The 26,309-nt window shown below is 71.9% G+C and carries 31 protein-coding genes; 28 read left to right on the top strand and 3 right to left on the bottom strand.

The window, feature by feature from the left end; translation table 11 throughout:
• Nucleotides 1-84 precede the first annotated feature (84 nt).
• From VH914_05395 to VH914_05295, 21 genes are all read left to right on the top strand, one after another.
• Nucleotides 85-1,032, top strand: coding sequence for a dihydroorotate dehydrogenase (locus VH914_05395; protein HEX4490625.1), 948 nt, complete (start codon nt 85-87; stop codon nt 1,030-1,032).
• A gap of 147 nt (nt 1,033-1,179) precedes the next feature.
• Nucleotides 1,180-1,881 (top strand): orotidine-5'-phosphate decarboxylase, encoded by a 702-nt coding sequence (gene pyrF, locus VH914_05390; GenBank protein ID HEX4490624.1) that lies wholly within the window; start codon nt 1,180-1,182, stop codon nt 1,879-1,881.
• A 164-nt stretch (nt 1,882-2,045) separates the two neighbouring features.
• Nucleotides 2,046-2,378 carry an integration host factor, actinobacterial type gene (gene mihF / locus VH914_05385; protein ID HEX4490623.1) on the top strand — a complete coding sequence of 111 codons (333 nt, stop codon included), beginning with the start codon at nt 2,046-2,048 and terminating at the stop codon, nt 2,376-2,378.
• Nucleotides 2,379-2,432: 54 nt separating this feature from the next.
• Entirely contained in the window at nt 2,433-2,987 is a 555-nt protein-coding gene (gmk, locus tag VH914_05380; protein ID HEX4490622.1) for a guanylate kinase, read from the top strand.
• 68 nt (nt 2,988-3,055) lie between these two features.
• On the top strand, nt 3,056-3,391 hold the full coding sequence (rpoZ, locus tag VH914_05375; protein HEX4490621.1) for a DNA-directed RNA polymerase subunit omega: 336 nt from the start codon (nt 3,056-3,058) through the stop codon (nt 3,389-3,391).
• 40 nt (nt 3,392-3,431) lie between these two features.
• On the top strand, nt 3,432-4,703 hold the full coding sequence (gene coaBC / locus VH914_05370; GenBank protein HEX4490620.1) for a bifunctional phosphopantothenoylcysteine decarboxylase/phosphopantothenate--cysteine ligase CoaBC: 1,272 nt from the start codon (nt 3,432-3,434) through the stop codon (nt 4,701-4,703).
• Nucleotides 4,700-5,905, top strand: a complete 1,206-nt coding sequence (gene metK, locus VH914_05365; protein HEX4490619.1) for a methionine adenosyltransferase — start codon at nt 4,700-4,702, stop codon at nt 5,903-5,905. Before coaBC ends, metK begins: the two co-directional genes overlap by 4 nt.
• Before the next feature lie 112 nt (nt 5,906-6,017).
• Nucleotides 6,018-7,856, top strand: a complete 1,839-nt coding sequence (locus VH914_05360; GenBank protein ID HEX4490618.1) for a hypothetical protein — start codon at nt 6,018-6,020, stop codon at nt 7,854-7,856.
• An 18-nt stretch (nt 7,857-7,874) separates the two neighbouring features.
• The gene (locus VH914_05355; protein HEX4490617.1) at nt 7,875-8,789 is read left to right on the top strand and encodes a CPBP family glutamic-type intramembrane protease; all 915 of its coding nucleotides are present in this window, start codon (nt 7,875-7,877) and stop codon (nt 8,787-8,789) included.
• Nucleotides 8,790-8,842: 53 nt separating this feature from the next.
• Nucleotides 8,843-9,343 (top strand): SigE family RNA polymerase sigma factor, encoded by a 501-nt coding sequence (locus VH914_05350; GenBank protein HEX4490616.1) that lies wholly within the window; start codon nt 8,843-8,845, stop codon nt 9,341-9,343.
• Complete coding sequence (locus VH914_05345) at nt 9,340-9,957, top strand: hypothetical protein (GenBank protein HEX4490615.1); 618 nt, start codon at nt 9,340-9,342, stop codon at nt 9,955-9,957. Before VH914_05350 ends, VH914_05345 begins: the two co-directional genes overlap by 4 nt.
• 59 nt (nt 9,958-10,016) lie before the next feature.
• Complete coding sequence (gene def / locus VH914_05340; GenBank protein ID HEX4490614.1) at nt 10,017-10,541, top strand: peptide deformylase; 525 nt, start codon at nt 10,017-10,019, stop codon at nt 10,539-10,541.
• Between the two features lie 109 nt (nt 10,542-10,650).
• The gene (gene fmt, locus VH914_05335; protein HEX4490613.1) at nt 10,651-11,553 is read left to right on the top strand and encodes a methionyl-tRNA formyltransferase; all 903 of its coding nucleotides are present in this window, start codon (nt 10,651-10,653) and stop codon (nt 11,551-11,553) included.
• Nucleotides 11,550-12,851, top strand: a complete 1,302-nt coding sequence (gene rsmB, locus VH914_05330) for a 16S rRNA (cytosine(967)-C(5))-methyltransferase RsmB (protein HEX4490612.1) — start codon at nt 11,550-11,552, stop codon at nt 12,849-12,851. The genes fmt and rsmB overlap by 4 nt, the downstream gene beginning before the upstream one ends.
• An 85-nt stretch (nt 12,852-12,936) precedes the next feature.
• Nucleotides 12,937-13,593, top strand: a complete 657-nt coding sequence (gene rpe / locus VH914_05325; GenBank protein HEX4490611.1) for a ribulose-phosphate 3-epimerase — start codon at nt 12,937-12,939, stop codon at nt 13,591-13,593.
• Between the two features lie 10 nt (nt 13,594-13,603).
• The gene (locus tag VH914_05320; protein ID HEX4490610.1) at nt 13,604-14,089 is read left to right on the top strand and encodes a MogA/MoaB family molybdenum cofactor biosynthesis protein; all 486 of its coding nucleotides are present in this window, start codon (nt 13,604-13,606) and stop codon (nt 14,087-14,089) included.
• On the top strand, nt 14,086-15,264 hold the full coding sequence (gene ribD, locus VH914_05315) for a bifunctional diaminohydroxyphosphoribosylaminopyrimidine deaminase/5-amino-6-(5-phosphoribosylamino)uracil reductase RibD (protein ID HEX4490609.1): 1,179 nt from the start codon (nt 14,086-14,088) through the stop codon (nt 15,262-15,264). Before VH914_05320 ends, ribD begins: the two co-directional genes overlap by 4 nt.
• A gap of 46 nt (nt 15,265-15,310) precedes the next feature.
• Entirely contained in the window at nt 15,311-15,976 is a 666-nt protein-coding gene (ribA, locus tag VH914_05310) for a GTP cyclohydrolase II (protein HEX4490608.1), read from the top strand.
• A gap of 93 nt (nt 15,977-16,069) precedes the next feature.
• A complete protein-coding gene (locus VH914_05305; GenBank protein HEX4490607.1) occupies nt 16,070-17,662 on the top strand; it encodes an alpha/beta hydrolase in 1,593 nt (530 codons plus the stop codon).
• Nucleotides 17,663-17,724: 62 nt separating this feature from the next.
• Nucleotides 17,725-18,600: an ATP phosphoribosyltransferase gene (hisG, locus tag VH914_05300; GenBank protein HEX4490606.1), complete on the top strand. Its 876-nt coding sequence runs from the start codon at nt 17,725-17,727 to the stop codon at nt 18,598-18,600.
• The gene (locus VH914_05295) at nt 18,597-18,818 is read left to right on the top strand and encodes a cold shock domain-containing protein (GenBank protein ID HEX4490605.1); all 222 of its coding nucleotides are present in this window, start codon (nt 18,597-18,599) and stop codon (nt 18,816-18,818) included. Before hisG ends, VH914_05295 begins: the two co-directional genes overlap by 4 nt.
• Before the next feature lie 80 nt (nt 18,819-18,898).
• Here the strand turns inward: VH914_05295 and VH914_05290 are convergent, their stop codons facing one another.
• Nucleotides 18,899-19,318, bottom strand: a complete 420-nt coding sequence (locus tag VH914_05290; protein ID HEX4490604.1) for a hypothetical protein — start codon at nt 19,316-19,318, stop codon at nt 18,899-18,901.
• 210 nt (nt 19,319-19,528) lie between these two features.
• Here VH914_05290 and infC point away from each other — a divergent pair, with 210 nt between their 5' ends.
• The 7 genes from infC to VH914_05255 all read left to right on the top strand — a co-directional run bounded on the left by infC (nt 19,529) and on the right by VH914_05255 (nt 25,477).
• A complete protein-coding gene (gene infC / locus VH914_05285) occupies nt 19,529-20,098 on the top strand; it encodes a translation initiation factor IF-3 (GenBank protein HEX4490603.1) in 570 nt (189 codons plus the stop codon).
• 61 nt (nt 20,099-20,159) lie between these two features.
• A complete protein-coding gene (gene rpmI / locus VH914_05280; GenBank protein HEX4490602.1) occupies nt 20,160-20,354 on the top strand; it encodes a 50S ribosomal protein L35 in 195 nt (64 codons plus the stop codon).
• Between the two features lie 9 nt (nt 20,355-20,363).
• Nucleotides 20,364-20,726 carry a 50S ribosomal protein L20 gene (gene rplT / locus VH914_05275; GenBank protein ID HEX4490601.1) on the top strand — a complete coding sequence of 121 codons (363 nt, stop codon included), beginning with the start codon at nt 20,364-20,366 and terminating at the stop codon, nt 20,724-20,726.
• Nucleotides 20,723-21,511, top strand: coding sequence for an RNA methyltransferase (locus tag VH914_05270; protein ID HEX4490600.1), 789 nt, complete (start codon nt 20,723-20,725; stop codon nt 21,509-21,511). Before rplT ends, VH914_05270 begins: the two co-directional genes overlap by 4 nt.
• A gap of 38 nt (nt 21,512-21,549) precedes the next feature.
• The gene (gene pheS / locus VH914_05265; protein ID HEX4490599.1) at nt 21,550-22,560 is read left to right on the top strand and encodes a phenylalanine--tRNA ligase subunit alpha; all 1,011 of its coding nucleotides are present in this window, start codon (nt 21,550-21,552) and stop codon (nt 22,558-22,560) included.
• A gap of 15 nt (nt 22,561-22,575) precedes the next feature.
• Nucleotides 22,576-24,957 carry a phenylalanine--tRNA ligase subunit beta gene (gene pheT, locus VH914_05260; protein ID HEX4490598.1) on the top strand — a complete coding sequence of 794 codons (2,382 nt, stop codon included), beginning with the start codon at nt 22,576-22,578 and terminating at the stop codon, nt 24,955-24,957.
• A gap of 103 nt (nt 24,958-25,060) precedes the next feature.
• Entirely contained in the window at nt 25,061-25,477 is a 417-nt protein-coding gene (locus VH914_05255) for a thioesterase family protein (protein ID HEX4490597.1), read from the top strand.
• Nucleotides 25,478-25,529: 52 nt separating this feature from the next.
• On the opposite strand, the gene VH914_05250 is transcribed toward VH914_05255, so the two are convergent.
• Entirely contained in the window at nt 25,530-25,877 is a 348-nt protein-coding gene (locus VH914_05250) for a MaoC family dehydratase (protein HEX4490596.1), read from the bottom strand.
• Nucleotides 25,874-26,284, bottom strand: a complete 411-nt coding sequence (locus VH914_05245; protein HEX4490595.1) for a hypothetical protein — start codon at nt 26,282-26,284, stop codon at nt 25,874-25,876. The genes VH914_05250 and VH914_05245 overlap by 4 nt, the downstream gene beginning before the upstream one ends.
• Nucleotides 26,285-26,309 lie beyond the last annotated feature (25 nt).

Raw genomic sequence — 26,309 nt, 5'->3', positions numbered from 1 at the left:
TTCGCCGTCCTCGACGCCTCAGCCTCCCGGTCGGACGGGTCGCGAAGCGACCCGTCCGTTCTGGCGGGATCGAGGTGTGAGCACGTGAGGGTCCGCGTCACCCCCGATCTCTCGACCAAGGTCGGGCCGCTCGCGTTGGCGAACCCGATCGTCGCGGCCTCGGGCACGTTCGGCCACGGTGCCGAGCTCGCGGCGCTGTGCGATCCGAGTGAGCTCGGCGCGGTGACGGTGAAGTCGATCGCCGCCTTCCCCTGGCCCGGGAACAACGGCCTGCGTGTCACCGAGGCGCCCGGCGGCGGCATGCTGAACTCCGTCGGCCTCGCCGGGCCCGGCATCGACGCGTGGCTCGCGCAGGATCTGCCGCCGCTGCTCGCGCGGGGTGCCCGTGTGATCGTGTCGATCTGGGGCCGCACGGTCGAGGAGTACGCCGCGGCCGCGGCCCCGTTGCGCGCGCTCGCCGGCGACGCACGCGTCCAAGCGGTCGAGGTGAACCTGAGCTGTCCGAACCTCGAGGACCGGCGCCGCATCTTCGCCCACGCGCCCGAGACGACGACCGCCGCGCTCACCGCGGTGCGGGAGGCGCTCGCGGGTGCGTTCCCGATCTTCGCGAAGCTCTCGCCGAACGTCACCGACGTGCGCGAGATCGCGGGTGCCGCGCTCGACGCGGGTGCCGACGGCCTGACGCTCGTGAACACGGTTCTCGGCCTCGTCGTCGACGCCGACACGCGGCGGGCGCGCCTCGGCGCCGGTGGTGGGGGGCTGTCGGGTCCGCCGATCCACCCGATCGCGCTGCGCGCGGTTCACGACGTCAGCCGCGCGTACCCCGGCGTCGCGATCATCGGCACCGGCGGTGTGACGCGCGGGGTCGAGGCGGTCGAGATGCTGCTCGCGGGGGCGAGCGCGGTCGGTGTGGGCACCGCGACCTTCGCCGACCCGCGCGCGCCGCGCCGCATCGTCGAGGAGCTGACGCGCTGGTGCGCGAAGCGCGGCGTCGAGCGGGTCACGGATCTGATCGGCAAGCTGGAGGAGTGATCGCAACCGAGCGGACGAGTGCGCGGCGCAACGGCGAAGCGCATGCGAGCACGACCAAGATGGAAGCGGAGTGATCGCAACCGGCCGGACGAGTGCGCGGCGCAACGGCGAAGCGCATGCGAGCACGACCAAGATGGAGGATGTGTGATGGCAGACGAGGTACGCCGACGGTTGGCGCTCGCGCTCGACGTCGATGATCTCGACCACGCCCGCCGGGTCGCGGGCGAGCTCGCGCCGTGGATCGGCGTCGCCAAGATCGGGCTCGAGCTGTACGGCGCCGCGGGTCCCGACGCGGTGCGCGCGCTGCGCGCCGACGGCTTCGAGGTGTTCCTCGACGCGAAGCTGCACGACATCCCGACGACGGTGGGTCGCGCCGCGCGCGTGCTCGGGCGGCTCGGGCTCGCGTACCTGAACCTGCACGCCGCCGGTGGTGTCGAGATGCTCAGCGCGGGCGTGCAGGGCATGGTCGAAGGCGCCGCGGAAGCGGGCGTCGAAGCACCGACGCCGATCGCGGTCACGGTGTTGACGAGTGATCCGGACGTGTCGGCGTTCGACGCGCGTCTGGAGGCCGCGCTCGACGCGCAGTGTCGCGGTGTCGTGTGCTCGGTGCAGGAGCTCGCGCGTGTGCGCGCGAGCGCGCCTCAGCTCGTCACGATCGTCCCCGGCGTGCGCATGGCCGGCTCCGACGTCGACGACCAGGCGCGCGTCGGCACGCCCGGCGCGGTCGCGGCCGCGGGCGCCGACGTGCTCGTCGTCGGCCGGACCGTCACCGCGGCCACCGACCCGCGCGCCGCCGCACAACGGCTGCACGACGAGGTCGCGGCCGCGCTCGCGTCGTCCGGAAGCTGAGAAACGTTGAGGAATCGCGTGTAGCGCAAACGCCCGTCCTCTGCAAGGGGCGCTCTCGTTGTGGCGTCGAGCGAGGCTTGTATGCTCAGCCGATCGTGGCCCGGAGACCGCGAAACCGGGTGCCACAAACGACTTCCCTGCCCGCAACACGAAGGACGCCGCCGATGCCGAACCCGCCCACGCTCACACCGGAGCAACGTCAGCAGGCGCTCGAGAAGGCGGCCATCGCGCGGCGCCAGCGCGCGGAGGTGAAGGAGAAGCTCAAGATGGGCGGCCTGAACCTCACGGAGCTCTTCGAGCAACTCGACAAGCCCGATCCGGAGAGCGAGATGCTCGCCAAGCTCAAGGTCGTGAGTGTGCTGGAGTCGTTGCCGGGTGTCGGCAAGGTGCGCGCGCGCAAGCTGATGGAAGAGCTCGAGATCTCCGAGAGTCGTCGCCTGCGCGGGCTCGGTGCGAACCAGCGACGCGCGTTGCTCGAGAAGTTCGGTCAGGTCTAGCGACGCGTCGGCGCGCGCCGCACGCGTATGCGTATGCGACGCGGAACATTGCTGGTGCTCGCCGGACCGTCCGGCGTCGGCAAGGGCAGCATCGTTGCGCGACTCAAGGCGACGGTGCCGTCGTTGCGATGGTCGGTGTCGTGGACGACGCGCGCGGCGCGGCCCGGTGAGGTCGACGGCGTCGACTACCACTTCACGACGCGCGACGCGTTCGAGAAGCTGCGCGACGACGGCGGCTTCCTCGAATGGTTCGACGTGTACGGAGATCTGAAGGGGACACCCGACGGACCGGTGCGCGACCACCTCGCCAACGGCGAGGACGTGCTGCTCGAGATCGACGTGCAGGGCGCGCTCGCGGTGCGGGAGCGCTATCCCGACGCGCTGCTCGTGTTCGTGCGGCCGCCGTCTCGGGAGGTCCAGCGGGAGCGGCTGCTGAAACGGGGCCAGGACACCCCCGAGCAGATCGAGCGCCGGCTGGCGGCCGCCGCGGCCGAGGAGCAGCAGGCCGGGCGGTTCGACGCCGTCGTCGTCAACGACGACGTGGGTCGGGCTGCGGCGGAGGTCACTGCTATCCTCGACGGGCGCCGAGCGGCCGCCGCGGACACCTGATCCGCAGGTCAGCGGCTCTTTCTGCGTCCGGGTCCGTCCCGGAAGCCCCTGCGAACCCGGAGACCCACATGGCCGAGCGCCGAGCGTCACTGATGCAACCCCGAGTCGAGGACCTCATGGACCAGGTCGACTCGAAGTTCACCCTCGTGACGCTGTCGGCAATGCGGGCCCGGGAGATCAACGACTACTACAACCAGCTCGGTGAGGGTCTCGGCCGCATCGTCCCGCCCCAGGTGACGTCGGTGTCGCGCAAGCCGCTGTCGATCGCGCTCGAGGAGATCGACGCCCACAAGATCCGCTACGAGCGGATCGAGTCCGAGGAAGACGCCGCCGCCGCCGCCGAGGGCGAGGCCGCCGAGGCGAGTGACGAGCCCGCCGACGGCGGGTCCGACGCCACGGCCTGACGTTCACGTCCGGGCCGGAGCCGTCGCGAGGAAGCTCGCCGTGACCGCGCCAGACGGTGGCGCGCCGCGTGTCGTGCTCGGCGTGTGCGGTGGCATCGCCGCGTACAAGGCCGTCGAGGTCTGCCGGCGGCTCGTCGACGCGGGTGTGTTCGTCAGCCCGGTGATGACGCAGTCCGCGACGCGCTTCGTCGGGCCGCTCACGTTCTCCGCGCTCGCGTCGGAACCCGTGCGCACGGAGCTGCTCGAGGGTCCCGATCCGATCCCGCACACGCGGCTCGGTCAGCACGCCGACCTCGTGCTCGTCGCGCCCGCGACCGCGCGACTGATCGCCGCGTACGCGATGGGACTCTCGAACGACCTGCTCACCGCAACACTGCTCGCGACGCGCGCGCCGGTGGTGATCGCGCCGGCGATGCACACCGAGATGTGGGAGCACCCTGCGGTGCAGGAGAACCTCGCGACATTGCGCCGACGCGGCGTGCACGTCGTGGCGCCCGAAGCCGGGCGGCTCGCGGGTGGCGACGTCGGCGCGGGACGGCTCGCCGACCCCGACGTCATCGTCGCGGCCGCGCTCGATCTGCTCGGGCGTGCGCGCGACCTCGAGGGCCGGCGAGTGGTCGTGACCGCGGGCGGCACGCGCGAGCCGATCGATCCGGTGCGTTTCGTCGGCAACCGCTCGTCGGGGAAGATGGGTCACGCGATCGCGGGCGCCGCGGCCGCGCGCGGTGCCGCGGTGATGCTCGTCACCACCGCGAGCGTCGGAATCCCGAGCGGCGTCGACGTCGTGCGCGTCGAGACCGCACAGCAGATGGCCGACGCGATCGAGGCCGTCGCCGGGCGCGCCGACGCGATCGTGATGGCCGCGGCGGTCGCCGACTTCCGGCCCCGCGCGGTCGCGCCGTCCAAGCTCAAGAAGGCCGACGGCGTGCCCGAGATCGAGCTCGAGCGCACCCCCGACATCCTCGCGGCGCTCGGCGCCGCCAAGCCCGCCGGCCAGGTGCTCGTCGGCTTCGCTGCGGAGACCGACGACGTCTGCGCCAACGCCGCCGCGAAGCTCGGCGCCAAGCGGGTCGACCTCATCGTCGCCAACGACGTCACCCAGCCCGACGCCGGCTTCGAGGTCGACACGAACCGTGCGGTCCTGCTTGACTCCGCGGGCCGGATCGACGAGCTGCCGCTCATGAGCAAGTCCGCGCTGGCCGGCGTCATCCTCGATCGCATCGTCTCCGCGCTCGTTCCGCTCGACTCGCTCGACTCCCAGGACGCGGCGCCGCGCGCCAACGGTTCGGTAACACCCAAGGAGCATTCGTGAGCAACCGTCACACCTTCACCTCGGAGTCGGTCACCGAGGGTCACCCGGACAAGATGGCCGACCAGATCAGTGACTCGGTGCTCGACGCCGTGCTCGCCGACGACCCGTACGGGCGCGTCGCCTGCGAGACGATGGTCACGACCGGCCTCTGCGTGGTCGCGGGGGAGATCAGCACGAAGGCGTACGTCGACATCGCGCGTCTCGCCCGCGAGACGATCAGCGGCATCGGCTACACGGACGCCGACTACGGCATCGACGGCAAGACCTGCGGCGTGATCGTGTCGCTCGACGAGCAGTCGCCCGACATCGCGCAGGGTGTCGACAAGGCGATCGAGCAGCGCGCCGGCAACACCGACTACTACGACGAGGTCGGCGCCGGCGACCAGGGAATGATGTTCGGGTACGCGTGTGACGACACGCCCGACCTCATGCCGATGCCGATCTGGCTCGCGCACCGGCTCGCCGAGCGCCTCGCGCAGGCGCGCCGCGAGCGCATCGTCGACTTCCTGCGCCCCGACGGCAAGACCCAGGTGAGCATCGAGTACGAGGACGGCGTGCCCCGCAAGCTCATCAACGTCGTCATCTCCACGCAGCACGATCCCGGCGTCAGCATCGAGGGCGACATCCGCCCCGCGCTCATCGAGCACGTGATCAAGCCGGCGCTGCCCGAGCAGTTCGCGGGCGACGACTTCGAGATCTTCGTGAACCCGACCGGCGCGTTCGAGCTCGGCGGTCCGCACGCCGACTGCGGTCTCACGGGTCGCAAGATCATCGTCGACACCTACGGTGGAATGGCTCGCCACGGCGGCGGCGCGTTCTCGGGCAAGGACCCGACAAAGGTCGACCGTTCCGCCGCGTACGCGGTGCGGCAGCTCGCGAAGGCGGTCGTGAGCGCGGGCATCGCGAAGCGTTGCGAGGCGCAGGTCGCGTACGCGATCGGTGTCGCGCACCCGATGTCGGTCATGGTCGACACGTTCGGCACGAGCGAGATCGCGCCCGAGAAGCTCGAGACGATCGTGCGCGACGTGTTCGACATGCGGCCCGCGGCGATCATCGAGCGCCTCGACCTGCGCCGCCCGATCTTCAAGCGGACCGCGGCGTACGGTCACTTCGGCCGGACCGACGGCGGTGACGGGTTCACGTGGGAGAACACCGAGCCCTACGCCGGCCAGCTGAAGGCCGCCGCGGAGAGCGTCGCGTAGTCCCGCTCACGAAGTCAGTGTGCGTTCCCGCCTGAGCGCGTGAGCGGAGCGAGCAGCGCGGCCTCGGCCGGCGGCCGAGGCGTCGAGGAGGGCGAAGCTTGCGAGCCCGACCATGAATACGTGTCGCGTCGTTCCGGATGTCGTCGCGGTGACGCGCGCGTTCGACTACTCGGTGCCGGAAGCGATGGTCGGCGCCGTACGCGTCGGCACGATCGTGCGCGTCGGCCTGCACGGCCGGCGCGTGCGCGGCTGGGTGATCGACGACGACGTCGAGAGCGAGGTCGAACACGACGCGCTGCGGCCGCTCCTCGGGGTCGTGTCGGCCGGTCCACCAGAATCGGTCGTCGCGCTGAGCGAGTGGGCTGCGCACCGCTGGTGTGGCTCGCGGGTCGCGATGCTGCGGAGCGCGTCGCCACCGAACAACGTGCGCGCGGTCGACGGTGCGCGTCACGGACCGGTCGTGCCGGACGCGTGGCCCGAGGGCGAACGGGACGCGCTCGCGCTCGCTTCGGAGGTGCGCGATCTCGACCGTGCGGCGGTGCGCTGGCCGCCGTTGCTCGACCGGCGCACGCTCGTCGGCGCGCTCCTTGCGTCCGACGGCTCGAGCATCGTCGTGGTGGCGGACGCCGCGCGCGGCCACGGGTTGGTGCAGTGGCTGACGCGTGCCGGCGTGCGCGCGGTCCTCGCGCACTCGGATCTTCCCGCGGCCGAGCGGACGCGCGCGTGGGCCGCGGCCGCCGATGGACGGATCGTCGTCGTCGGTGGCCGGGTCGCCGCGCTCAGCCCGGTTCCCGATCTGCGGTGCGCGATCGTCGTCGACGACGCCGACGAGGCGCTGCAGGAGGAGCGTTCTCCGACCTGGCACGCGCGCGACCTGCTCGCAGAGCGCGCGGCGCGAGCCGGCGCGCGTTTCGCCGTCGTCTCGGCCGCGCCGACCGTCGAGGCCGAGGTGCTCGGGGGTGCGGTGCACGCGCCGGCGCGCACGGTCGAGGCGTCGGGGTGGCCGCGCGTCGACGTCGTCGACCGGCGCGAGGAACCGCCGGGCGCGGGCTTGTTGTCGGAGCGGCTGGCGGCCGGACTGCGCGAGACGCGCGCCGCGGGTGGCGCGGCGGTCTGTGTGCTGAACCGGCGGGGGCGAGTCCGCCTGCTTGCCTGCGACACGTGCCATCGGCTCGTGCGCTGGGATCGCGACGGCGCTCCGGTGTGGGACGACGAGATCGCAGCCCCGGCAGGCGCGACGCCGGCCCCGCGTCCCGACGTCTGCCCGCACTGCGGCGGGACGCGCCTGCGCGTGCTGCGCGCGGGAGTCACGCGTGTCGGTCAGGAGCTCGCGGCGCTGATTCCGGGTGCGCGCGTCGTCGAGATCGACGCGGCCACGGAGTTGTCGGACGACGACGCGGCGAGCGCCGACATCTTCATCGGGACCGAAGCCGTGCTGCATCGCGTCGAGGTGCGGCGCCGGCGACCGACGTTCGTCGCCTTCCTCGACTTCGATCAGGAGCTGCTCGCGACGCGTGCTCGCGCCGCTGAACAGGCGCTGTGGCTGATCGTGCGCGCGGCGCGGCTCGTCGCCGCGCACGACCGTTCGCGCACGAGGCTCTTGATCCAGACGCGCCTTCCGGAGCACGACGTCGTGCGCGCGGCAGGGGCCGGCGATCCCGCGAGCGTCGCCGACGCCGAACGTGCGCGCCGGCGGGCGCTGCGCTTCCCACCGTTCGGTGGGCTCGCCGAGCTGTCGGGTGCGACGGACGCGGTCGACGCGGTCGCCGACGCACTGCGCGCGAGTGCACCCGCGGTCGACGTCCTCGGCCCCGACCACCGCGCCGCAACCGCGCGGGCTCTGGTGCGCGCGTCCGATCCCGACACGCTCGCCGACGCGCTCGCCACCGCGGTCCCGGCCGGGCGCGCCGCCGGTCGGCTCCACGTCGAGGTCGACCCCACGCGGATCTGAGCCTGCGAAGCTCGCGCCGTGAGCGCGACGCCGAGCGGGTGGTACCCGGATCCTTGGAACGTCGCGCCGACGAGATGGTGGGACGGCGCGCAATGGACGGCGCACGTGTCGGCACCCGCGCCCGGGTGGCACCCCGACCCGTCGGGTACCGCGCCGCGTCGCTGGTGGGACGGGGCGCAGTGGACGCCCTACACGGACGCCGTGAAACCATCGGTTCCCGAGCTCGCGACCGAGCCGTATCCGACGCTGCCCTTCGCGGTCGCGTGGTGGACGATCGCCGGCATCCTCGTGAGCGTCGTCGGGTCGGAGCTCCTCTCGGAGTACCTCGTCGACCACGCGCATGTGTCCGCGGCGGTCGCCATCGCACTGTTCTACGTTCCGGCGTACGGCGGGATCTTCGCAACCTGCGTCGCGGTCAGCCGACGCTTCGGCACCGGCAGCCTCGTCGAGGACTTCGGGTGGAGGATGCGGCCGACCGACGTCTTTCGAGGGCTGCTCGTCGCGTTCTTCGCGCTGATCGCATCGGTGGTGGCGAACTCGCCATGGGCGAAGGACGACCGGATCACCCACACCGACCGCGCACTCCGGAACGCCTACGCGCACCTTCCCGTCGTCGCGCTCATCGAAGTCGGTGTCGCCCTTGCCGTGCTCGCGCCACTCATCGAGGAGCTCGCGTTCCGCGGCGCACTGCTCCGTTCGCTGAGCGCGCGGATGACGGTCGGGTGGGCCGTTGTCGTGCAGGCGGCGCTCTTCGGCATCTACCACTACACACCGGGACTCGGCCGGGCGAACGAGCCGGGTGTCGTCGTCCGTGCCGCGGCCGGGCTCGTGCTCGGCTTCGCCGCGTACCGCTGGCGACGCTTGGGTCCGGGGACCTGGGCGCACTGCGCCGTGAACACGCTGGTCGCCGTCCTGTTCATCGTGTCGCACTGATCGCGGACAACCATTTCGTGCGCTGACCTCGTCTGGGGAGGTGGAGGTCGCAGATGCGCGGGTCGCGGGATCGGGAGTTCGTCGAGTTCGTCGAGGTCAGCTCGCCGCGCCTGCTGCGGACGGGGGAGCTCTTGCTCGGTGACCGGCAGCAGGCCGAGGATCTCGTACAGACCGCGTTGCTGAAGCTCTACGCGGTGTGGGGTCGGGAGCGGCGTGCCGATCCGCTGGCCTACGTCCGCCGGATCATGCTGAACACGCGAACCGACTGGTGGCGCAAGCGCTCGACCCACGAGCACCCGGTCGCGGAGCCGCCCGATGTCGGCGTCGACGACCGCGTCGACGCGCTCACGCGCGCCGACGTCGTGGCGCGCGCGCTCGCAACGCTCACCGTTGTCGAGCGCGCGACGGTCGTGCTCCGCTACTACGACGACCTCACCGAGACGCAGACCGCGGTCGCGCTCGGGGTCGCAGTCGGGACCGTGAAGAGCAACTCCGCGCGGGCGCTGGCGAAGCTGCGGGTCGCGTGCGAGCGCGACGAACAGGAGTGCCGATGACCACGACGATCGAAGACGAGCTGCGCGAGCTGTTCGCGATGCCGTCGGATTACGTGCCGATCGACGCGCGGGGGCTCGTGGACCGCGGCCGGCGTGAGCGCGGCGCGCGCCGGCGGCACCGAGTCGCGGCGGCGGCGACGATCGCGCTTGCCGCCGCGGTCTTCGTCGTGCACCCGTGGTCCACTCCCGCCCGTGGCGACGCGCTGACCCTGGCCCCGGCGTCGTCGCCGGCCGTGATCGCGACCTCGCGCACGCGCGTGAGATTCTCCGACGGCCTGGAAGTGTGGCGGTCGGGTTCGGAGCTCTTCATCGGGCACCGCGATGTCGCTCGCGGCGGGTACGCGAGCCTCGACGTCCACCATGCGCACGGGGCCGGCGGCCGCGACGGCCTCGCGATCTTCGTCGACGACGGGATCGTGACGTCGATCGTCCACGCCGTGCCCCGCGCGGTCACCGTGACGCTGTCGGGCGACCGCCGCAACGCGGAGATCGCCTGTTTCGACCAGACGCCGGGTTGGTGCGTGTGGGCCGCGTCGTTCGGTCGTCCGCTCACGGGCGCCGAGACGCGCTCGCTCTCGTCCGATCCGCCCGCGCACATCGCCGTCACGGATTGAGGCGGAAATCGCCGGGCCGGGCGCAGGAAGGGGCCGGCCCGGCCGATACCATCCGAACGATGGCGACGTACCCGATCCGGCTGTTCGGCGACCCGGTGCTGAAGCGCCCCGCGGCCGACGTGGCCGAGTTCGACGGCGCGCTCGCCAAGCTCGTCGAGGCGATGTACGAGACGATGTACGCGGCGCCCGGCGTCGGGCTCGCGGCCCCGCAGGTGGGAGTGCAGCGGCGCTTCTTCGTGTACGACGTCGGCGAGGGCCCGCAGCTGATCGCCAACCCGCGGATCGCCGAGACCGAGGGCGAGTGGGAGTACGAAGAGGGGTGCCTGTCGCTTCCGGGCCTCGCGTTCGACATCGTGCGGCCGAAGGTCGTGACGATCACGGGCGTGGATCTCGCCGGCGACGAGGTCACGGTCGTCGGTGACGAGCTCCTCGGCCGCGTGTTCCAGCACGAGATCGACCATCTCGACGGCGTCCTCATGCTCGAGCGCCTCGACGCCGACAACCGCAAGCTCGCGTTGCGCACGCTGCGCGAGCAGGTGATGAACGGCGGTCCGGTCGGTCGTGACCGCCGCCACGCGCTGTGATCTCTGGTCGCGCCCGCTCCGCTCCCCGCTCCGTGACGCGGGATGGAAGTGAGCTCGGCCGCCCTGCTCGCTTGGCTCGCGGGCTGAGCCGGTCACGCGTCGCGCCTCGTTGAAGATCGTCTATCTCGGGAGTCCGGCCGACTCGGTGCCGCCGCTGCGCGCGCTGGTCGACGCGGGGCACGAAGTCGCGCTCGTCGTCACGCGCCCCGACGCGCGCCGGGGACGCGGCACTGCGGCGAGCGGTAGCCCGGTGAAGGTCGCGGCACTCGAGCTCGGGTTGCCGGTCGTCACGCCGGCGCGGTCGTCCGACGCGATCGCCGATCTCGAGGCGAGCGGCGCGACCCTCGGCGTCGTCGTTGCGTACGGCCAGATCCTGCGGCCCGCGTTCCTCGCCGCGCTGCCCGACGGGTTCGTGAACCTCCACTTCTCGTTGCTCCCGCGCTGGCGCGGCGCCGCACCGGTCGAGCGGGCGATCCTCGCGGGCGACGCCGAGACGGGCGTCTGTCTCATGGACGTCGAAGCAGGGCTCGACACCGGTGGTGTCTACGCGTCGGTGCGCGTGCCGATCGGCGACGACGAGACCGCCGGTGAGCTCCACGCGCGCCTCGTCGCTGCGGGCACGCAGCTGCTCGTCGACCACCTCGACTCGGTGCCGGGACGCGCGCCGGAACCGCAGGCCGGTGAGACGACCTACGCGGAGAAGCTCTCGGTCGACGAGTTCGCGCTCGATCCGGCGCGTCCGGCCGCCGAGCTCGCGCGCCTCGTGCGCGCGGGCAACCCGCGTCCGGGTGCGTGGTGCATGGTCGCAGGTCGGCGGCTGAAGGTGTGGCGCGCGCACTCGGCGAACGCGGGCGACCAAGCGGTCGGAACCCTCACGAAGTCGGGCGCGCTCGCAACCGCCGACGGCGTGCTCGTGCTCGACGACGTGCAGCCCGAGGGCAAGCGTGCGATGACCGGAGCCGCTTTCGTCGCCGGCGTCGCGCGCGACGCGCGCCGGCTCGACTCCCGATGACGGACGCGCGCTCGATCGCGCTGCACGCGCTCCAACGCGTCGAGCACGGCGCCTACGCCAACCTCGCGCTGCCCGAGTTGTTGCGCGACTCCGGCCTCGACGCGCGCGACCGCGCCTTCGCGACCGACCTCGTGTACGGCACCGTTCGCAAGCGGCGTGCGCTCGACCATCTGCTCGCGCCGCGCTCGTCGCAACCGTTGCTCAAGCTCGAGTCGCGCGTGCTCGCGGCGCTGCGGATCGGCGCGTACCAGCTCGTCGAAGGCGTGCCCGCGCACGCGGCGGTGAGCGAGACCGTCGCGGCCGTGCAGCCGCGCGCCCGCGGCTATGTGAACGGTGTGCTGCGCGCGGTCGCGCGCGCGGGGCCGCCGTGGCCGTGGCCCGCGGGCGACGGCGTCGAAGCGCTCGGTGTCCGCTATTCGCAGCCGGATTGGATCGTCGAGCTCCTGGTGTCCCAGTTCGGTTCCGAGACCGCCGTCGCCGTGTTGGAGACGTCCGACACCCCGCCGGCCGTGACCCTGCGGGTGAACCCGATGCGCGCGACGCCCGCCGACGTCGCGCGGCCGCTGCGCGACGCCGGTGCTCGCGTCGAGGCGGGACGCCTGCTGCCCGACGCGCTCGTCGTCACCGGCGTCGGCGATGTCGGCGCGCTCGACGCGGTTCGCAACGGTCGAGCCACACCGCAGGACGAGGCCAGTCAGGCCGTCGCGCAACTCGTCGCCCGTGAACTGCGCGACGGCGCGCGCGTGCTCGACGTCGCGGCCGCGCCGGGCGGCAAGTCGACTGCGATCGCGGAGTGGACGCGCGACCACGTGCTCGTCGTCGCCGCCGACCTGCACCGGGCGCGTGTCGGCAGGATCAAGGAGGCGGCGCAGCGCCTGCGGCTCGGTTCCGTCGCGCCGCTCGCAGCCGACGGTCGGGCGCTGCCGGTACCCGCCGAGGCGTTCGACGCGGTACTCGTCGATGCCCCCTGCAGCGGACTCGGCGCGCTGCGCCGGCGTCCCGACGCGCGCTGGCGCATCCAACCCGCCGACGTCGAGACGCTCGCGGCGATCCAGCGCGATCTCCTCGCGTCCGCGATCGCGGCCGTCGCGCCCGGCGGTCGGCTCGTGTACGCGGTGTGCACCTACGCCGCGGCCGAGACGCTCGGCGTCGACGAATGGCTCGCCGCGACCCATCCGGAGCTCGCGCCGCTCCCGCCGCCGGGCTCGCCGTGGCGCGCGCACGGTCGCGGCGCGCTGCTGCTCCCGTCCGACGCCGGCACCGACGGCATGTTCGTGCTGCACCTCCGCCGTTCTTAGTGGTACTGCGTTACCGGCGTATCGCCGGGTAACGCAGTACCACTGGCGCCCGGTTGGTCGCGGCCCGCCCATTAGCCTCGGCCGGGTGAAGATCGCGCCGTCCATCCTCGCCGCCGACTTCGCGGAGCTGGCCGCCGAGGTCGAGCGCGTCGCCGCGGAATCGGACCTGCTCCACGTTGACTGCATGGACGGTCACTACGTGCCGAACCTCACCATCGGCCCGCCGGTCGTGAAGTCGCTCCGCAAGCGCACCGACCTCTACCTCGACTGCCATCTCATGGTGTCGAACCCCGGCGACCTGCTCGACGCGTTCGCCGACGCGGGCGCCGACGGCTGCACCGTGCACGTCGAGCTCGGCGATCCGCGTCCGCTGTTCGAGCGCATCCGAGCGCTCGGCATGCGCGTCGGGCTCACGCTCGAGCCGGAAACGGCGTTCGCCGCGGTCGAGCCGTATCTCGACGAGATCGACGTGCTGCTCGTGATGAGCGTGCACACCGGTTTCGGTGGCCAGCCGTTCATCCCGTCGGTGCTCGACAAGGTGCGCGCCGCGCGCCGGCAGATCGACGAGCGCGCGCTTCCGGTCGAGATCGAGATCGACGGCGGCGTCAGCCTCGACACCGCGCCGAGCGCGGCCGAGGCGGGTGTCGACATCCTCGTCGCAGGCACCGCGGTGTTCGGCAACCCCGACCCGGCCGCGGCCGCGCGTGCGCTCCGCGACGCGGTCGCCGGCGCGCGCCGATGACCGGGTGCCGATGACGGCGCGCGAAGCGAAGGTTCTCACCGTCTCCGACGGCGTGATCGAGGGCACGCGCGAGGACCGATCGGGCGACGTGCTCGTCGAGGTGCTCCAGGACGCGGGATTCGTCGTCGTCGACCGGCGCGCGGTCGCCGACGGTGTCGACTCGGTGGCGGCCGCGTTGCGCGAGCTCAGCGCCGGTTTCGCCGGGCTCGTCGTGACGACGGGCGGCACCGGGTTCGGTCCGCGCGACCTCACGCCCGAGGGTACGGCGGCGGTGATCGAACGGCCCGCGCCCGGATTCGCCGAGGCGATCCGCATCGCGAGCAACGACGGCGGCCGCGGGTTCGGGATGCTCTCGCGCGCGACCGCGGGCTGCATCGGTGCGACGCTCATCGTGAACTGTCCCGGGAGCACCGGCGGCGCGCGGGAGGCGATGGAAGTCGTGCTGCCCGTCGTCGACCACGCGCTCGAACTGCTGGCCGGTGGCCGACCTCATTGACTGAAGCGACGAGCGGCGAGCGGAGCGAGCACTCGACCCGGCTCACTCCCGTCACGCGTCACGGAGCGGCGAGCGAAGCGAGCACGACCACGTTCATGGCGCGCGCGCTCGAGCTCGCGCGCGGCGTGCGGCGGCTCACCGCGCCGAACCCGTGGGTCGGATGCGTGATCGTGAAGGACGGTGTCGTGGTGGGGGAGGGCGCGACGCGCCCGCCGGGTGGCGCGCACGCGGAGGTGATCGCGCTCGAGCAGGCGGGTGAGCGCGCGCGCGGCGCCGAGGTCTTCACGACGCTCGAGCCTTGCGTGCACGTCGGCCGCACCGGTCCGTGCACGAACGCGCTCGCCGCCGCGGGCGTCGCGCGCGTCGTCAGCGCGCTCGAAGATCCCGATCCGCACGTCGCGGGACGCGGCTTCGCCGCGCTGCGTGCCTCGGGGATCGTCGTCGACGTCGGCGACGGCGCGCGCGATGCCGCCGCGCAGCTCGCGCCGTACATCGTCCACCGCCGCGAGGGTCGGAGCTTTGTGGTGCTCAAGAGCGCGACGAGCCTCGACGGGCGCGTCGCCGCGGCCGACGGCGAGTCACGCTGGATCACCGGAGCGGCCGCGCGCGCCGACGCGCACGCGCTCCGGGCCGACGGGCAAGCGGTGATCGTCGGCTCCGGCACCGCGCTCGCCGACCTCCCTGCGCTCTCGATACGCGAGGTGACCGGACCGTTGGGGCCGCCACCGCTCCGTGTGCTGCTCGACGCCCGGGGACGGGTTCCCGCGTCCGGTCCGCTCTTCGATCCGTCGCTGGCACCCACGCTCGTGTTCACCACCGAGCGGTCCTCGGGCGCGGCGCGCGCGGCTTGGGAGGCGGCGGGCGCGGCGGTCGAGCTCCTCGGCCCGGGCCCCGGCGGCTCCGGAGTCGATCTCGTCGATCTGCTCGTCCGCCTCGGCGCGAGGGGTGTGCTGCAGGCGTTGGTCGAGGGTGGCCCGACGGTCCACGCCGCGTTGCTCGCGACCGGGCCGGTCGACCGCATCGTCGCCTACGTCGCGCCGATGCTCCTCGGCGCCGGTGGTCGGGCCGGGTACGGCCTCGATCCGGGGCCCGCGCTCGCCGCCGCGCCCCGCTACCGACTCGTGCGGGCGAGACCGCTCGGCGACGACGTCTGCCTCGAGTACGAGCCGCCGTGAGCGCCTCGTGTTCGCGTCCCCCCGCACGAGCGGTCAGAATCCTCACGTGACGCGCGTCAATCCCATCGAGATCCGGTTCGGGGGTCCGGCCGCGCAGCTCGTGCGCCGAGTCGCCGCCGCGCACATCCCGACCGCGCACGGCGAGTTCACCGCGCACGTCTACGAGTCGCTGCCCGACGGCACCGAGCACGTCGCGTTCGTTCGCGGTGAGCCCGCGGGCGCGGAGCAGGTGCTCGTGCGCGTGCACTCCGAATGTCTCACCGGCGACGTGTTCGGCTCGTTGCGTTGCGACTGCGGACCGCAGCTCGACCTCGCGCTCGCGCGCGTCGCCGCCGCAGAGCTCGGCGTCGTCGTGTACCTGCGCGGTCACGAGGGTCGCGGCATCGGTCTCGGTCAGAAGTTGCGCGCGTACGCGCTGCAGGAACAAGGCCGCGACACGGTCGAGGCGAACCTGGAGCTCGGTCTTCCGGCCGACAGTCGCGAGTACGGCATCGGCGCGCTGATCCTGCTCGACCTCGGCGTCGAGTCGGTGCGACTGATGACGAACAACCCGCGCAAGTGCGAGGTCATCGAGGGCTACGGCATCGAAGTCGCGGAGCGGGTCCCGCTCGTGAGCACGCCGACGCGCGACAACATCGAGTACCTGCGGGCGAAGGAGCGGAAGCTCGGCCACCTGCTCGGATTGCTCGAAGACCCGCCGCCGTCTCCCTGAACAAAGGCCGCATTCCGTCCGACCCTTGACGGACCGCGCGCGCCGTCGGCACACTCGGCGCCCAGCGGTACGTGGCGAAAGGGAGGACGTCTCGTGCGACGTGGTGTGGTGCTCGGCGCGGTCATTGCGATGCTGCTGGCGACGGTGGGGTTGGTGCCCGAGGCGGTGAGCGCCGGCGCGACGACCGCAGCGCCCGCGCCGCACGCGGCGACCTCGGCGGCCTCGGCGATCACGTGGGGTCCGTGCTCGGACCCGAACCTCCAGCAGGCCCACGCGCAGTGCGGCTTCGTGTCCGCGCCGCTGAGCTACAGCCACCCCGGCTCGGGCACGGTCAAGCTCGCGGTGTCGCGCGTGAAGCACACGGTCCCCGCATCGCAGTACCAGGGCGTGATGCTCCTGAACCCCGGCGGGCCCGGCGCGTCCGGGCTCATCTACTCGATCCTCGGGCAGTTCGTGCCGAAGCACGCGGGCGACGCGTACGACTGGATCGGCTTCGACCCGCGGGGTGTCGGCTCGAGCAAGCCGTCGCTGTCGTGCCTCCCGAACTACAACCAGGGTCCGCGGCCGTCGTACCGGCCGACGAGCCCGAAGATCCTCGACGAGTGGCTGACGCGTTCGAAGCAGTACGCGAACGCGTGCGGCAAGGACCAGGCCGCGCTGCTCCAGAACACGAAGTCGACCGACTGGGCGCGCGACATGGACACGATCCGAGTCGCGCTCGGTGCCAAGCAGATCAACTACTACGGCTTCTCGTACGGCACCTACCTCGGGCAGGTGTACAGCACGCTCTTCCCGACGCACGTGCGCCGGATCGTGCTCGACAGCAACGTCGACCCGCGCAACGTCTGGTACGACGCGAACCTCAACCAGGACGTCGCCTTCGAGCGCAACATGGGCATCTGGTTCGCGTGGGTCGCGAAGTACGACAACGTGTACCACCTCGGCAAGACCGAGGACGCGGTGCGCCAGACCTTCTTGGAGGAAGAGCAGGCGCTCGCGAAGTCACCGGCCGGTGGCGTCGTCGGCTCCGACGAGTGGGACGACATCTTCCTCGGCGCGGGCTACTACGAGCAGACCTGGCTCGACCTGGGCTCGCTCTTCTCGAACTGGGTGCGCACGCACAAGATCGGGCCACTCGTCGCGGAGTACAAGGGCACCGAGTCGATCGGTGACGACAACGAGTACGCGATGTACAACGCGGTGCAGTGCTCCGACGTGCAGTGGCCGCAGAAGTGGAGCACGTGGTCGCGCGACAACTGGCGCACCGACCGCATCGCGCCCTTCGAGACGTGGGCCAACGCGTGGTTCAACGCGCCGTGCCTGCACTGGCCGGCGAAGGCGGGCACGCCGGTGACCGTGAAGGGCGGCAACATCCGCGCGCTGCTCGTCGACGAGACGCTCGACGCCGCGACGCCGTTCGAGGGCAGCCTCGAGGTGCGGAAGCGCTTCCCGAAGTCGAGCCTGCTCGCGGAGCCGGGCGGCACGACGCACGCCGACACGCTGTTCGGTGACGCCTGCGTCGACAACACGATCGCCCGCTACCTCGCCGACGGCACCTTGCCGACCCGCAAGTCCGGCAACGGGCCCGACGCGACGTGCAAGCCGCTCCCCGTACCGGTGCCGCACGGCACCAACGGCTCGAACGGCTCGGCGCTCCGCATCCTCCTGCTGCCCAAGGTGCGGTAGCGGCGACCCACGAGCTGAATCGATCCATGGTCGGGCGGACGCCCGGTTAGCCTCATCTGCCGATGTTGCGACTCGTACTGCCGAAGGGCTCCCTCGAGAAGGCCACGCTCCAACTCTTCGAGGACGCCGACCTCCCGGTCGTGCGCTCGTCCGACGTCGACTACCGCGCCACCATCGACGACCCGCGCGTCGTCGACGTCCGCATCCTGCGCCCGCAGGAGATCCCGCGCTACGTGGCGAACGGGCTCTTCGACGTCGGCATCACCGGCCGGGACTGGATCGAGGAGACCGGCGCCGAGGTCACGACGCTCACCGAGCTCCACTACTCGAAGGCGACGGCCCGCCCGATCAAGATGGTCCTCGCGGTCGCGGGCGACTCGCCGTGGACGCGGGTCGAGTCGCTGCCGGTGGGTGTGCGCGTGCACACCGAGTATCCCGAGCTGACCCGCCGCTTCCTCGAGAAGCACGGCGTGCAGGCGGAGGTCTCGCTGTCGTACGGCGCGACGGAGGCGAAGATCCCCGAGATCGCCGACGCGGTCGTGGAGATCACCGAGACCGGCCGCGCGCTGCGCGCCGCGGGTCTCACGATCCTCGACACGATCCTCGTCTCGTACACCGAGCTCATCGCCAACCCCCTCGCGTACGCCGACGTCGAGAAGCGCCGCGCGATGGAGCAACTCCAGACGCTGCTCGCGGGTGCGCTCGAAGCGCGCGGCCGGGTGCTCGTGAAGCTCAATGTCGACGAGGCGAACCTCGACGCGGTGATCGAGATCCTGCCGTCGATGAAGTCGCCGACGGTGTCGAAGCTGTTCGGCGCCGACGCCTACGCGGTCGAGACCGTCGTGCCGAAGGCGGAGATCAACATCCTCATCCCCGCGCTCAAGGACGCCGGCGCGACCGGGATCATCGAGCTGCCGATCTCCAAGATCGTCGCGTGAACGCGGCAGTCACCGAACACGACCGCGCCGGCGCGGTCGAGGCGTTCGACGCAGACCGCGGTATCGGCGTGGTCGTCGACGAGGGCGGCGAGCACTTCGCGTTCCACTGCACCGCGATCGCCGACGGCACGCGCGACATCGCCGTCGGCACGCGCGTGAAGTTCGCGGTCACCCCCGGCCTCGGCCGGTGGGAAGCATCGGCGGTCACGCCGGCCTGACGCAGCCGCGAGCGCGCGTGAGTGGAGCGAGCGGCGCGACCTCGCTCGTTCCCATCCCGCGCCGCGGAGCGGTGCGACCATCAAGACTGATCGGCGATCTCGACCCACAGCATCTGGAGCTGACTCAGCGCGTCCCGCAGCGTCTGCTCGTGCTCCGCGAGCCGGGCGCCGAGGCCGTCGACGATCGCGGCCATCGTGTCGATGACGACCGACGCCTGCACGAGGTCGGCGAACGGCTCCTCGCCACCGGTGGACGCGCCGCCCGCGCCGAGGTAGACGAGCGCGAGCTGGAAGAGCTGCACCACGTGGTTGGCCACCACGTCGATGGCCGGTGTCGCCCGCAGCTGCTCGTGCACGCGTCGCAGCGCGTCGAGCTCCTCGTCGCTGATCTCGGGTCCCTCCGCGAGCGCGGGATCCGACGAGATGTCGCCGCCGGCGGGCGGTCCGTCGTCCTCCCCGTGGGGCTCGTACTCACCGGAGGGGGTCCAGATGCTGCTCACGCTGGTATCCTTCCAGGGAAATTGAATGGGAAGCGGGAACCGGAAGCGTCATCTCCGGATCCCCACCCGGCCGGATCGATGTCACCTGCTGGTGACCTCGCCTGTGTCCGGGTCCGGTTCCGATGCCGCGCCGGTGCGCGGTCCCGGCGGCGGGCTTCCTCGAGCCCGTCGCCGTTCGCGTCGGGTCGAACGACAAGAGGAGATGCCACTCTGGCCGCAGACGACGCCCGCATCAACGACCGTATCCGTGCCCGCCAGGTCCGCCTCATCGGGGCCACCGGCGAGCAGTACGGCGTGAAACCCCTGCCCGAAGCGCTCTCGATGGCTCGAGAGCAGGGCTTCGATCTCGTCGAGGTTGCCGCCAACGCCGATCCTCCGGTGTGCCGGCTCATGGACTTCGGCAAGTTCAAGTACGAGCAGGACCAGCGGCGCAAGGAATCGCGCAAGCGGGCGACGAACGTCGTCATCAAGGAGATGAAGTTCCGGCCGAAGATCGACGGCCACGACTTCGAGACCAAGATGAAGCACGTCGAGCGCTTTCTCGGCGAGGGTTCGAAGGTCAAGCTCACGATCATGTTCCGGGGCCGCGAGATGGCGCACCCGGAGATCGGGCGCAAGATCCTCGAGCGGGTCGCGGAGATGGTGACCGAGTTCGCGACGATCGAGTCGGCGCCCCGACAGGACGGCCGCAACATGACGATGGTGCTCAACCCGCTGCGCAAGCCCGCCAAGCCCACCAAGGCGAAGGCGGAACCCGCGGCGGCCGCCGAGAGCGCCTGACCCACCCCGATCCGGTGACCCCGGCGACCGCTCGACGGCGCCGAACGCGAGAGAGACGACCATGCCCAAGATGAAGACGCACCGCGGCGCCGCCAAGCGCTTCACGGTGACCGGCACCGGCAAGATCCGGCGTCGCAAGGCGTTCCGTGACCACCTGCTCGAGCACAAGCCGACGAAGCGGACCCGCAGGCTCGGCCGTCTGGCCGAGGTGACCGGCGGCGACGCGCGGCACGTCAAGAAGATGCTGGGACGGTAGGAGACAGTCATGGCCCGCGTGAAGCGTTCCGTCAACGGCAAGAAGAGTCGCCGCAAGACTCTCGAGGCGGCGAAGGGCTACACCGGCGCCCGTAGCCGTCACCTGCGCACCGCGAACGAGCAGGTGATGCACTCGCTGCGGTACGCGTACCGCGACCGGCGGGCGCGCAAGGGCGAGTTCCGCCGGCTCTGGATCGTGCGGATCAACGCCGCGTGCCGCGAGAACGACATCTCGTACTCGCGCTTCATCGCCGGTCTGAAGGCCGCCGACGTCGACGTCGACCGCAAGGTGCTCGCCGACCTCGCCGTGCGCGAGCCCGTGACCTTCGGCGCCCTCGTCTCGACCGCACGCGAGGCGCTCGACGCGGCTTGAGCCCGCTCGGCGCGAGCCATGCCGAGGTTCGAGCACTGCGGAAGCTCCTGCGTTCGCGCCACGAACGTGAGGTGTGCCGCGAGTTCGTGATCGAAGGTCCGCGCGTCCTCGCGGCCGCGCTCGATCACGACGTCGCGCTCACGACGGTGTACGCGTCGGCGGCGGCGCGCGGTCACGAGGTCGTCGTGCGCGCGGAGGCGCGCGGCATCACGGTGCGCGAGCTCGCAGTCGGCGTCGAGGATCGCATCGGCGACACCGTGACCCCGCAGGGTGTGTTCGCGCTCGCGCCGCTGCGGCGCGCGCCGGTCGACGCGCTCGACCGCGCGACCTTCGTGCTCGTCGCCGATCGCGTGTCGGATCCGGGCAACGCGGGGACGCTCGTGCGCAGCGCCGCGGCATCGGGTGCGGGCGCGATCACCCTCGGTGTGGGATCGGTCGACGCCTACAATCCGAAGGTGGTGCGAGCAACGGCGGGTGCCCTCTTCGTGGTCCCCGTCGTCGAAGGCCGCTCGACGCCCGAGGTTCTCGATCGCCTCGGCGGGCGCGGGCTGCGCCGCATCGCGGCGAACGCGCACGGCGGCACCCCGCTCGATGCGATGGATCTCACCGGACCCGTGGCGATCGTGGTCGGGCACGAGGTCGAGGGGCTCGGGAGCCTGCCGGTCGACGACACCGTCACGATCCCGATGGCACCCGGTACCGAATCGCTGAACCTGGCGATGGCGGCGACCGTCCTCTGTTTCGAGGCGCAGCGCCAGCGCGGTCTCGACGAGGCGCAGGCGTGACGGCGGTGGAATCGGGATCGCTCTCCGAGCGCGCCACGGTGATCGGACGCGACGGTGTGGCCGCCGCGAACGACACCGTCGATCTCGCGCAGCTCGACGAGATCGAGCGCCTGTACCTCGGCAAGCGCGCCGCGCTGCTCGACGTGCGCGAGGCGATCAAGACCGCGCCGGTCGACGAGCGCAAGGTCATCGGCCGCGCGGTGAACGACGCGCAGCAGGCGATCAAGGCCGCGATCGCGGCGCGACGCGAGGCGCTCGCCGCAGGAGGCGCGGGCGCGCCGAGCGGTCCCGCGATCGACCTCACGCTCGGAGGCCGCGGCTACCGCCGCGGACACCTCCACCTGGTCACCCAGGTCTGGCGCGAGCTCGAAGACATCTTCGTCGGCCTCGGCTACCACGTGTTCAGCGGACCCGAGGTCGAGGACGACTGGCACAACTTCGAGGCGCTGAACTTCCCGCCCGGCCATCCCGCGCGCGCGATGCAGGACACGTTGTACGTGAAGCTCGGCGAAGCCGAGCAGGTGATGCTGCGCACGCACACGTCGCCGATGCAGATCCGGCTGATGGAGACGCAGCCGCTGCCGATCTACTCGGTCATCCTCGGTCGTACCTACCGCCGCGACACCGCCGACGCGCGCCATTCGCCGGTCTTCCACCAGATCGAGGCGCTCGTCGTCGACCGCGGCATCACGATGGGCGACCTCATGGGCACGATCGAGACGTTCATCCGCGCGCTGTTCGGCGACGATGTGCGCACGCGATTCCTGCCGTCGTTCTTCCCGTTCACGGAGCCGTCGGCCGAGCTGTCGTTCTCGTGCCCGTTCTGCACGACCGGTTGCCGCGTGTGCTCGCACACCGGATGGATCGAGCTCGGCGGCTGCGGTGTCGTCGACCCCAACGTGCTCGTGAACGTCGGTGTCGATCCCGAGGAGTACTCGGGCTTCGCGTTCGGCTTCGGCATCGACCGCATCGCGATGATGCGGCACGAGATCGACAACATCCAGACGCTGCTCTGGGAGAACGACGTCCGCTTCCTGACGCAGTTCTGAGGTGAGCTGAGCCCGATGCGCGCACCCCTGTCCTGGATCCGCGAGTTCACGCCGGTCGCCGAGCCGGCGAGCGTCATCGCGGAAGCGCTCGACAACCTCGGGCTCGAAGTCGAGGAGATGGACGCGCCCGGCGCCGAGATCGGCGGCGTGATCGTGGCGCGCATCGTCGAGGTGCTCGACCACCCGAACGCCGACAAGCTTCGCCTCGCCGACGTCGACACCGGCGACGGCGTCGTGCGCGTCGTGTGTGGCGCGCCGAACATCGAAGCGGGCATGACCGTGCCGCTCGCGACCGTCGGCGGCACGCTGCCGGGCGGCATCGAGCTCACGCGGCGCAAGATCCGCGGCGAGGTGTCGGAAGGGATGCTCTGCTCGGCGCGCGAGCTCGGCCTCGGCGACGACCACGCGGGCATCCTCGCGATCGACGCTGACGCGCCGCTCGGCACCGACGTGCGCGAAGCACTCGGCCTCGACGACGTCGTGTTCGACCTCAAGATCACGCCGAACCGCCCCGACGCGATGGGCATCGTCGGCATCGCCCGCGACCTCGCCGCGCATTTCGGGCTGCCGTTCACCGCGCCCGCGTTCGCCGACGTCGACGCGGTCGAGTCGCTCGACGGAGCGACCGCGGTCGTCGAAGCCGCCGATCGCTGCCCGCGCCTCGTCGTGCGGCGCGCGACGGTGACGATGGGGGAATCGCCGGCGTGGATGCAGCGACGTTTGCGGCTCGCAGGGATGCGGCCGATCAGCACCGTCGTCGACGTCACGAACTACGTGATGCTCGAGCGCTGCCGGCCGCTGCACGCGTTCGATCTCGGTCGCCTCGCGGGCGGGGGTCTGCTCGTTCGCCTCGCGAAGGCGGGGGAGCGGATGACGACGCTCGATGGCGTCGAGCGCACGCTCCATCCCGACGATCTCTTGATCTGCGATGCCGAGCGCGCGCCACAGGCGATCGCCGGGATCATGGGCGGTCGCGACTCCGAGGTCGACGACTCGACGCGCGAGATCCTCATCGAGTCCGCCTACTTCGCGCCGTCCGGAATCTCCGCGAGCGCGAAGCGGCTCGGTCTGCGATCGGAGGCGAGCGCGCGATTCGAGCGGGGCATCGATCCCAACGGCTGCGCGTCGGGCGCGGCGCGTGCGATCGAGCTCCTGGAGGAGGTCGCGAGCGCGCACGCCGTCGTGGGCGTCATCGATCGCTACCCGACGCCGATCGAGCGGCCGCGGATCACGGTTCGCGCCGCGCGTGTCAACGCGATCCTCGGCACCGACCTCGCGCCCACGGTCATGCACGATCTGTTGCGGCCGCTCGCCATCGACATCGAGCCGGCGGACGACACGTTCGTCGCGGTCGCGCCGACCGATCGCCCCGACCTCGAGCGCGAGATCGACATCATCGAGGAGGTCGGTCGCCGCTTCGGGCTCAACAACATCGTGCGCACAGTGCCGACGAGCCCCACGGTGGGCCGGCTCACCCGCGCGCAGCACGAGCGGCGCCTCGTCGCCGACGTGCTCGTCGGCGCGGGTCTGTGCGAGGCCTTCACGCTGCCGCTCGTCGCGCCCGCCGACTTGCAGGGCGCGGGATTCTCCGCCACCGAGCTGGTCGAGCTGGAGAACCCGCTGCGCGCCGAGGAGTCGGTGCTGCGGCCCGCGCTGCTGCCCGGCCTGCTCGCGGCGCTGGGTACGAACGTCGCGCGCTCCAACGCCGACGCCGCGCTGTTCGAGCTCGGTGTCGTGTTCGGCGCGCCCGGCGACGGCGCGCTCCTTCCGGACGAACGCGACCGGCTCGGTGTCGCCGCGACCGGCAGGGTGCGCGAGCGCCCCTTCGCACCCGACCGGGACCTCGAGCCCGCCGACGCGGTGGCGTGGCTCGAAGCGGTCGCCGACGCGTTGCGGATCGCCGACCTCCGGCTCGTCGCCGGCGGCGGCGCCGGTTTCGATCGGGCGCGGAGCGCGCGCGTCGTGGTCGACGGTGTCGAGGCCGGGAGTGTCGGTGCGGTCGCTGCTGACGCGGCCGCGTACTTCGGCGTGCCCGCCGCGATCGGGATCGAGCTCGACCTCGCGTCGCTGCTCGGCGCGCGCCGGCGCGAGCCGATCGCCCGTCCGGTGTCGCGCTTCCAGAGCGCGGGGGTCGACCTCGCGTTCGTCCTCCCCGAGTCGGTACCCGCGGCGGAGGTGCTCGCGACGTTGCGCGCGGCCGGCGGTGAGCTGCTCGAGAGCGTTTCGGTGTTCGACGCGTTCCGTTCCGACGCGATCGGCGCGGGCCGCGTGAGCCTCGCGTTCGCACTGCGGTTCCGCTCGCCCGACCGCACGCTCACCGACGCCGAGGTCGCGACCGCGCGCCAGGCCGCGATCGACGCGGTCGTCGGCGCGCACGGCGCCGAGCTGCGCGGGTGAGCTCGCGATCGTGCTGCTCGTGCAGCTCGTACCGCGGCGGTGACGTCGGCCGAGCGAGCGGGGCCCGAGCGGCTCGGCGCCGGAGGCGCCGAGAGCGGGAAACGTGAGCGCCGCGATCGAAGCGTTCGTCCACCGCATCCGCGTCCGCTACGCCGAGGTCGACGGTCAGGGCGTCGTCTTCAATGCGCACTGGCTCACGTACTTCGACGACTCGTGCACTCGCTTCATGTCGGGCCTCGGGTTCGGCCCGAACTTCTGGATCAAGGAGTTCGACGTCATGCTCGTGAAGGCCGTCGTCGAATGGCTCGGGCCCGCGGGCTTCGACGACTGGATCGACGTCGAGGTCGTGCCGGCGCGGCTCGGTACGAAGTCGTTCGACGTCTCGTACCGCGCGTCGGTCGACGGTCGCGACGTCTGCCGCGCCACGATCACCTACTGCGCGGTGCGGCCGGGCCTCAACGAGCCGTTCCCGATCCCCGACCCCGTGCGCGCCGCCCTCGAAGCGCGGATGCCCGCCTAACGCGCGTCAGTGGTACTGCGTTGCCCGGCGATATGCCGGCAACGCAGTACCACTAAGAACGGCGAGCGTCCCCGGCGACGGCGGGAGCGGCGCGGGTGGCGTTGCGGACCTCGATCGTCGCGGCGTCGCCGTCGGTGGTCACGACCGCGGTGACGGTGTCGTCGGCGAGCGTGACGCCGACGAACTTCACGTCGAGCGAGCCGTGCGCGAGGAAGTCCTCGCCCCACTCGTCGAGCAGCAGACCGTACGCGGGACCCGTCACCTGCGTGCCCTGCGCGACGAGCCCCGGGAGCCCGAGCTCGGCCGCGGTGCCCGCCTCGCTGTGGTAGTTGCCGCGGCGCGAGTAGCGGCGGATCAGCTCCTCGGTGATGACGAGCGTGCGCCGCGCGACACGACTCACAGCGTGGCCGCCGGCGTGAACACGACGCTCGACGTCCACAGCGGTTCGCCGTCGTCGAGCGCGACGGTGGCGTCCACGACGACGTAGTCGCGGCCTCGGCGTTCGTAGCGCTCCGCGATCACGCCGGTGGTGTGCAAGGTCGCAGGCGCGTCGGCGCGGCGGTGGCACACGAGCCGCTGGCGCGCCTGGATGACGGGATCGGCACAGAGCCCGCCGAACGCGAGCACGGTGAGGTTCGCCGCGATCAGCGGGTAGAGCGCGCCCGCGGTCCGCAGTGGATGCTCGACGCCGGCACCGTCCCAGTAGCGGTCGTTGGCGGCCGCCGAGACGGCGAGCGCCAACGTCGGCAACGGCATCCCGGCCGCGAGCTCGGCGAACGCGCGATGCGGCGGGCTCGAATCGTTCATCGCACCAACCCTCGCACCCGGCGGC

The sequence above is a fragment of the Acidimicrobiia bacterium genome (assembly GCA_036271555.1).
Taxonomy (GTDB): domain Bacteria; phylum Actinomycetota; class Acidimicrobiia; order IMCC26256; family PALSA-610; genus DATBAK01.
The sequence above is the reverse complement of the archived record's forward strand: the minus strand, read 5'-3'. Positions and strand labels throughout refer to the sequence as shown.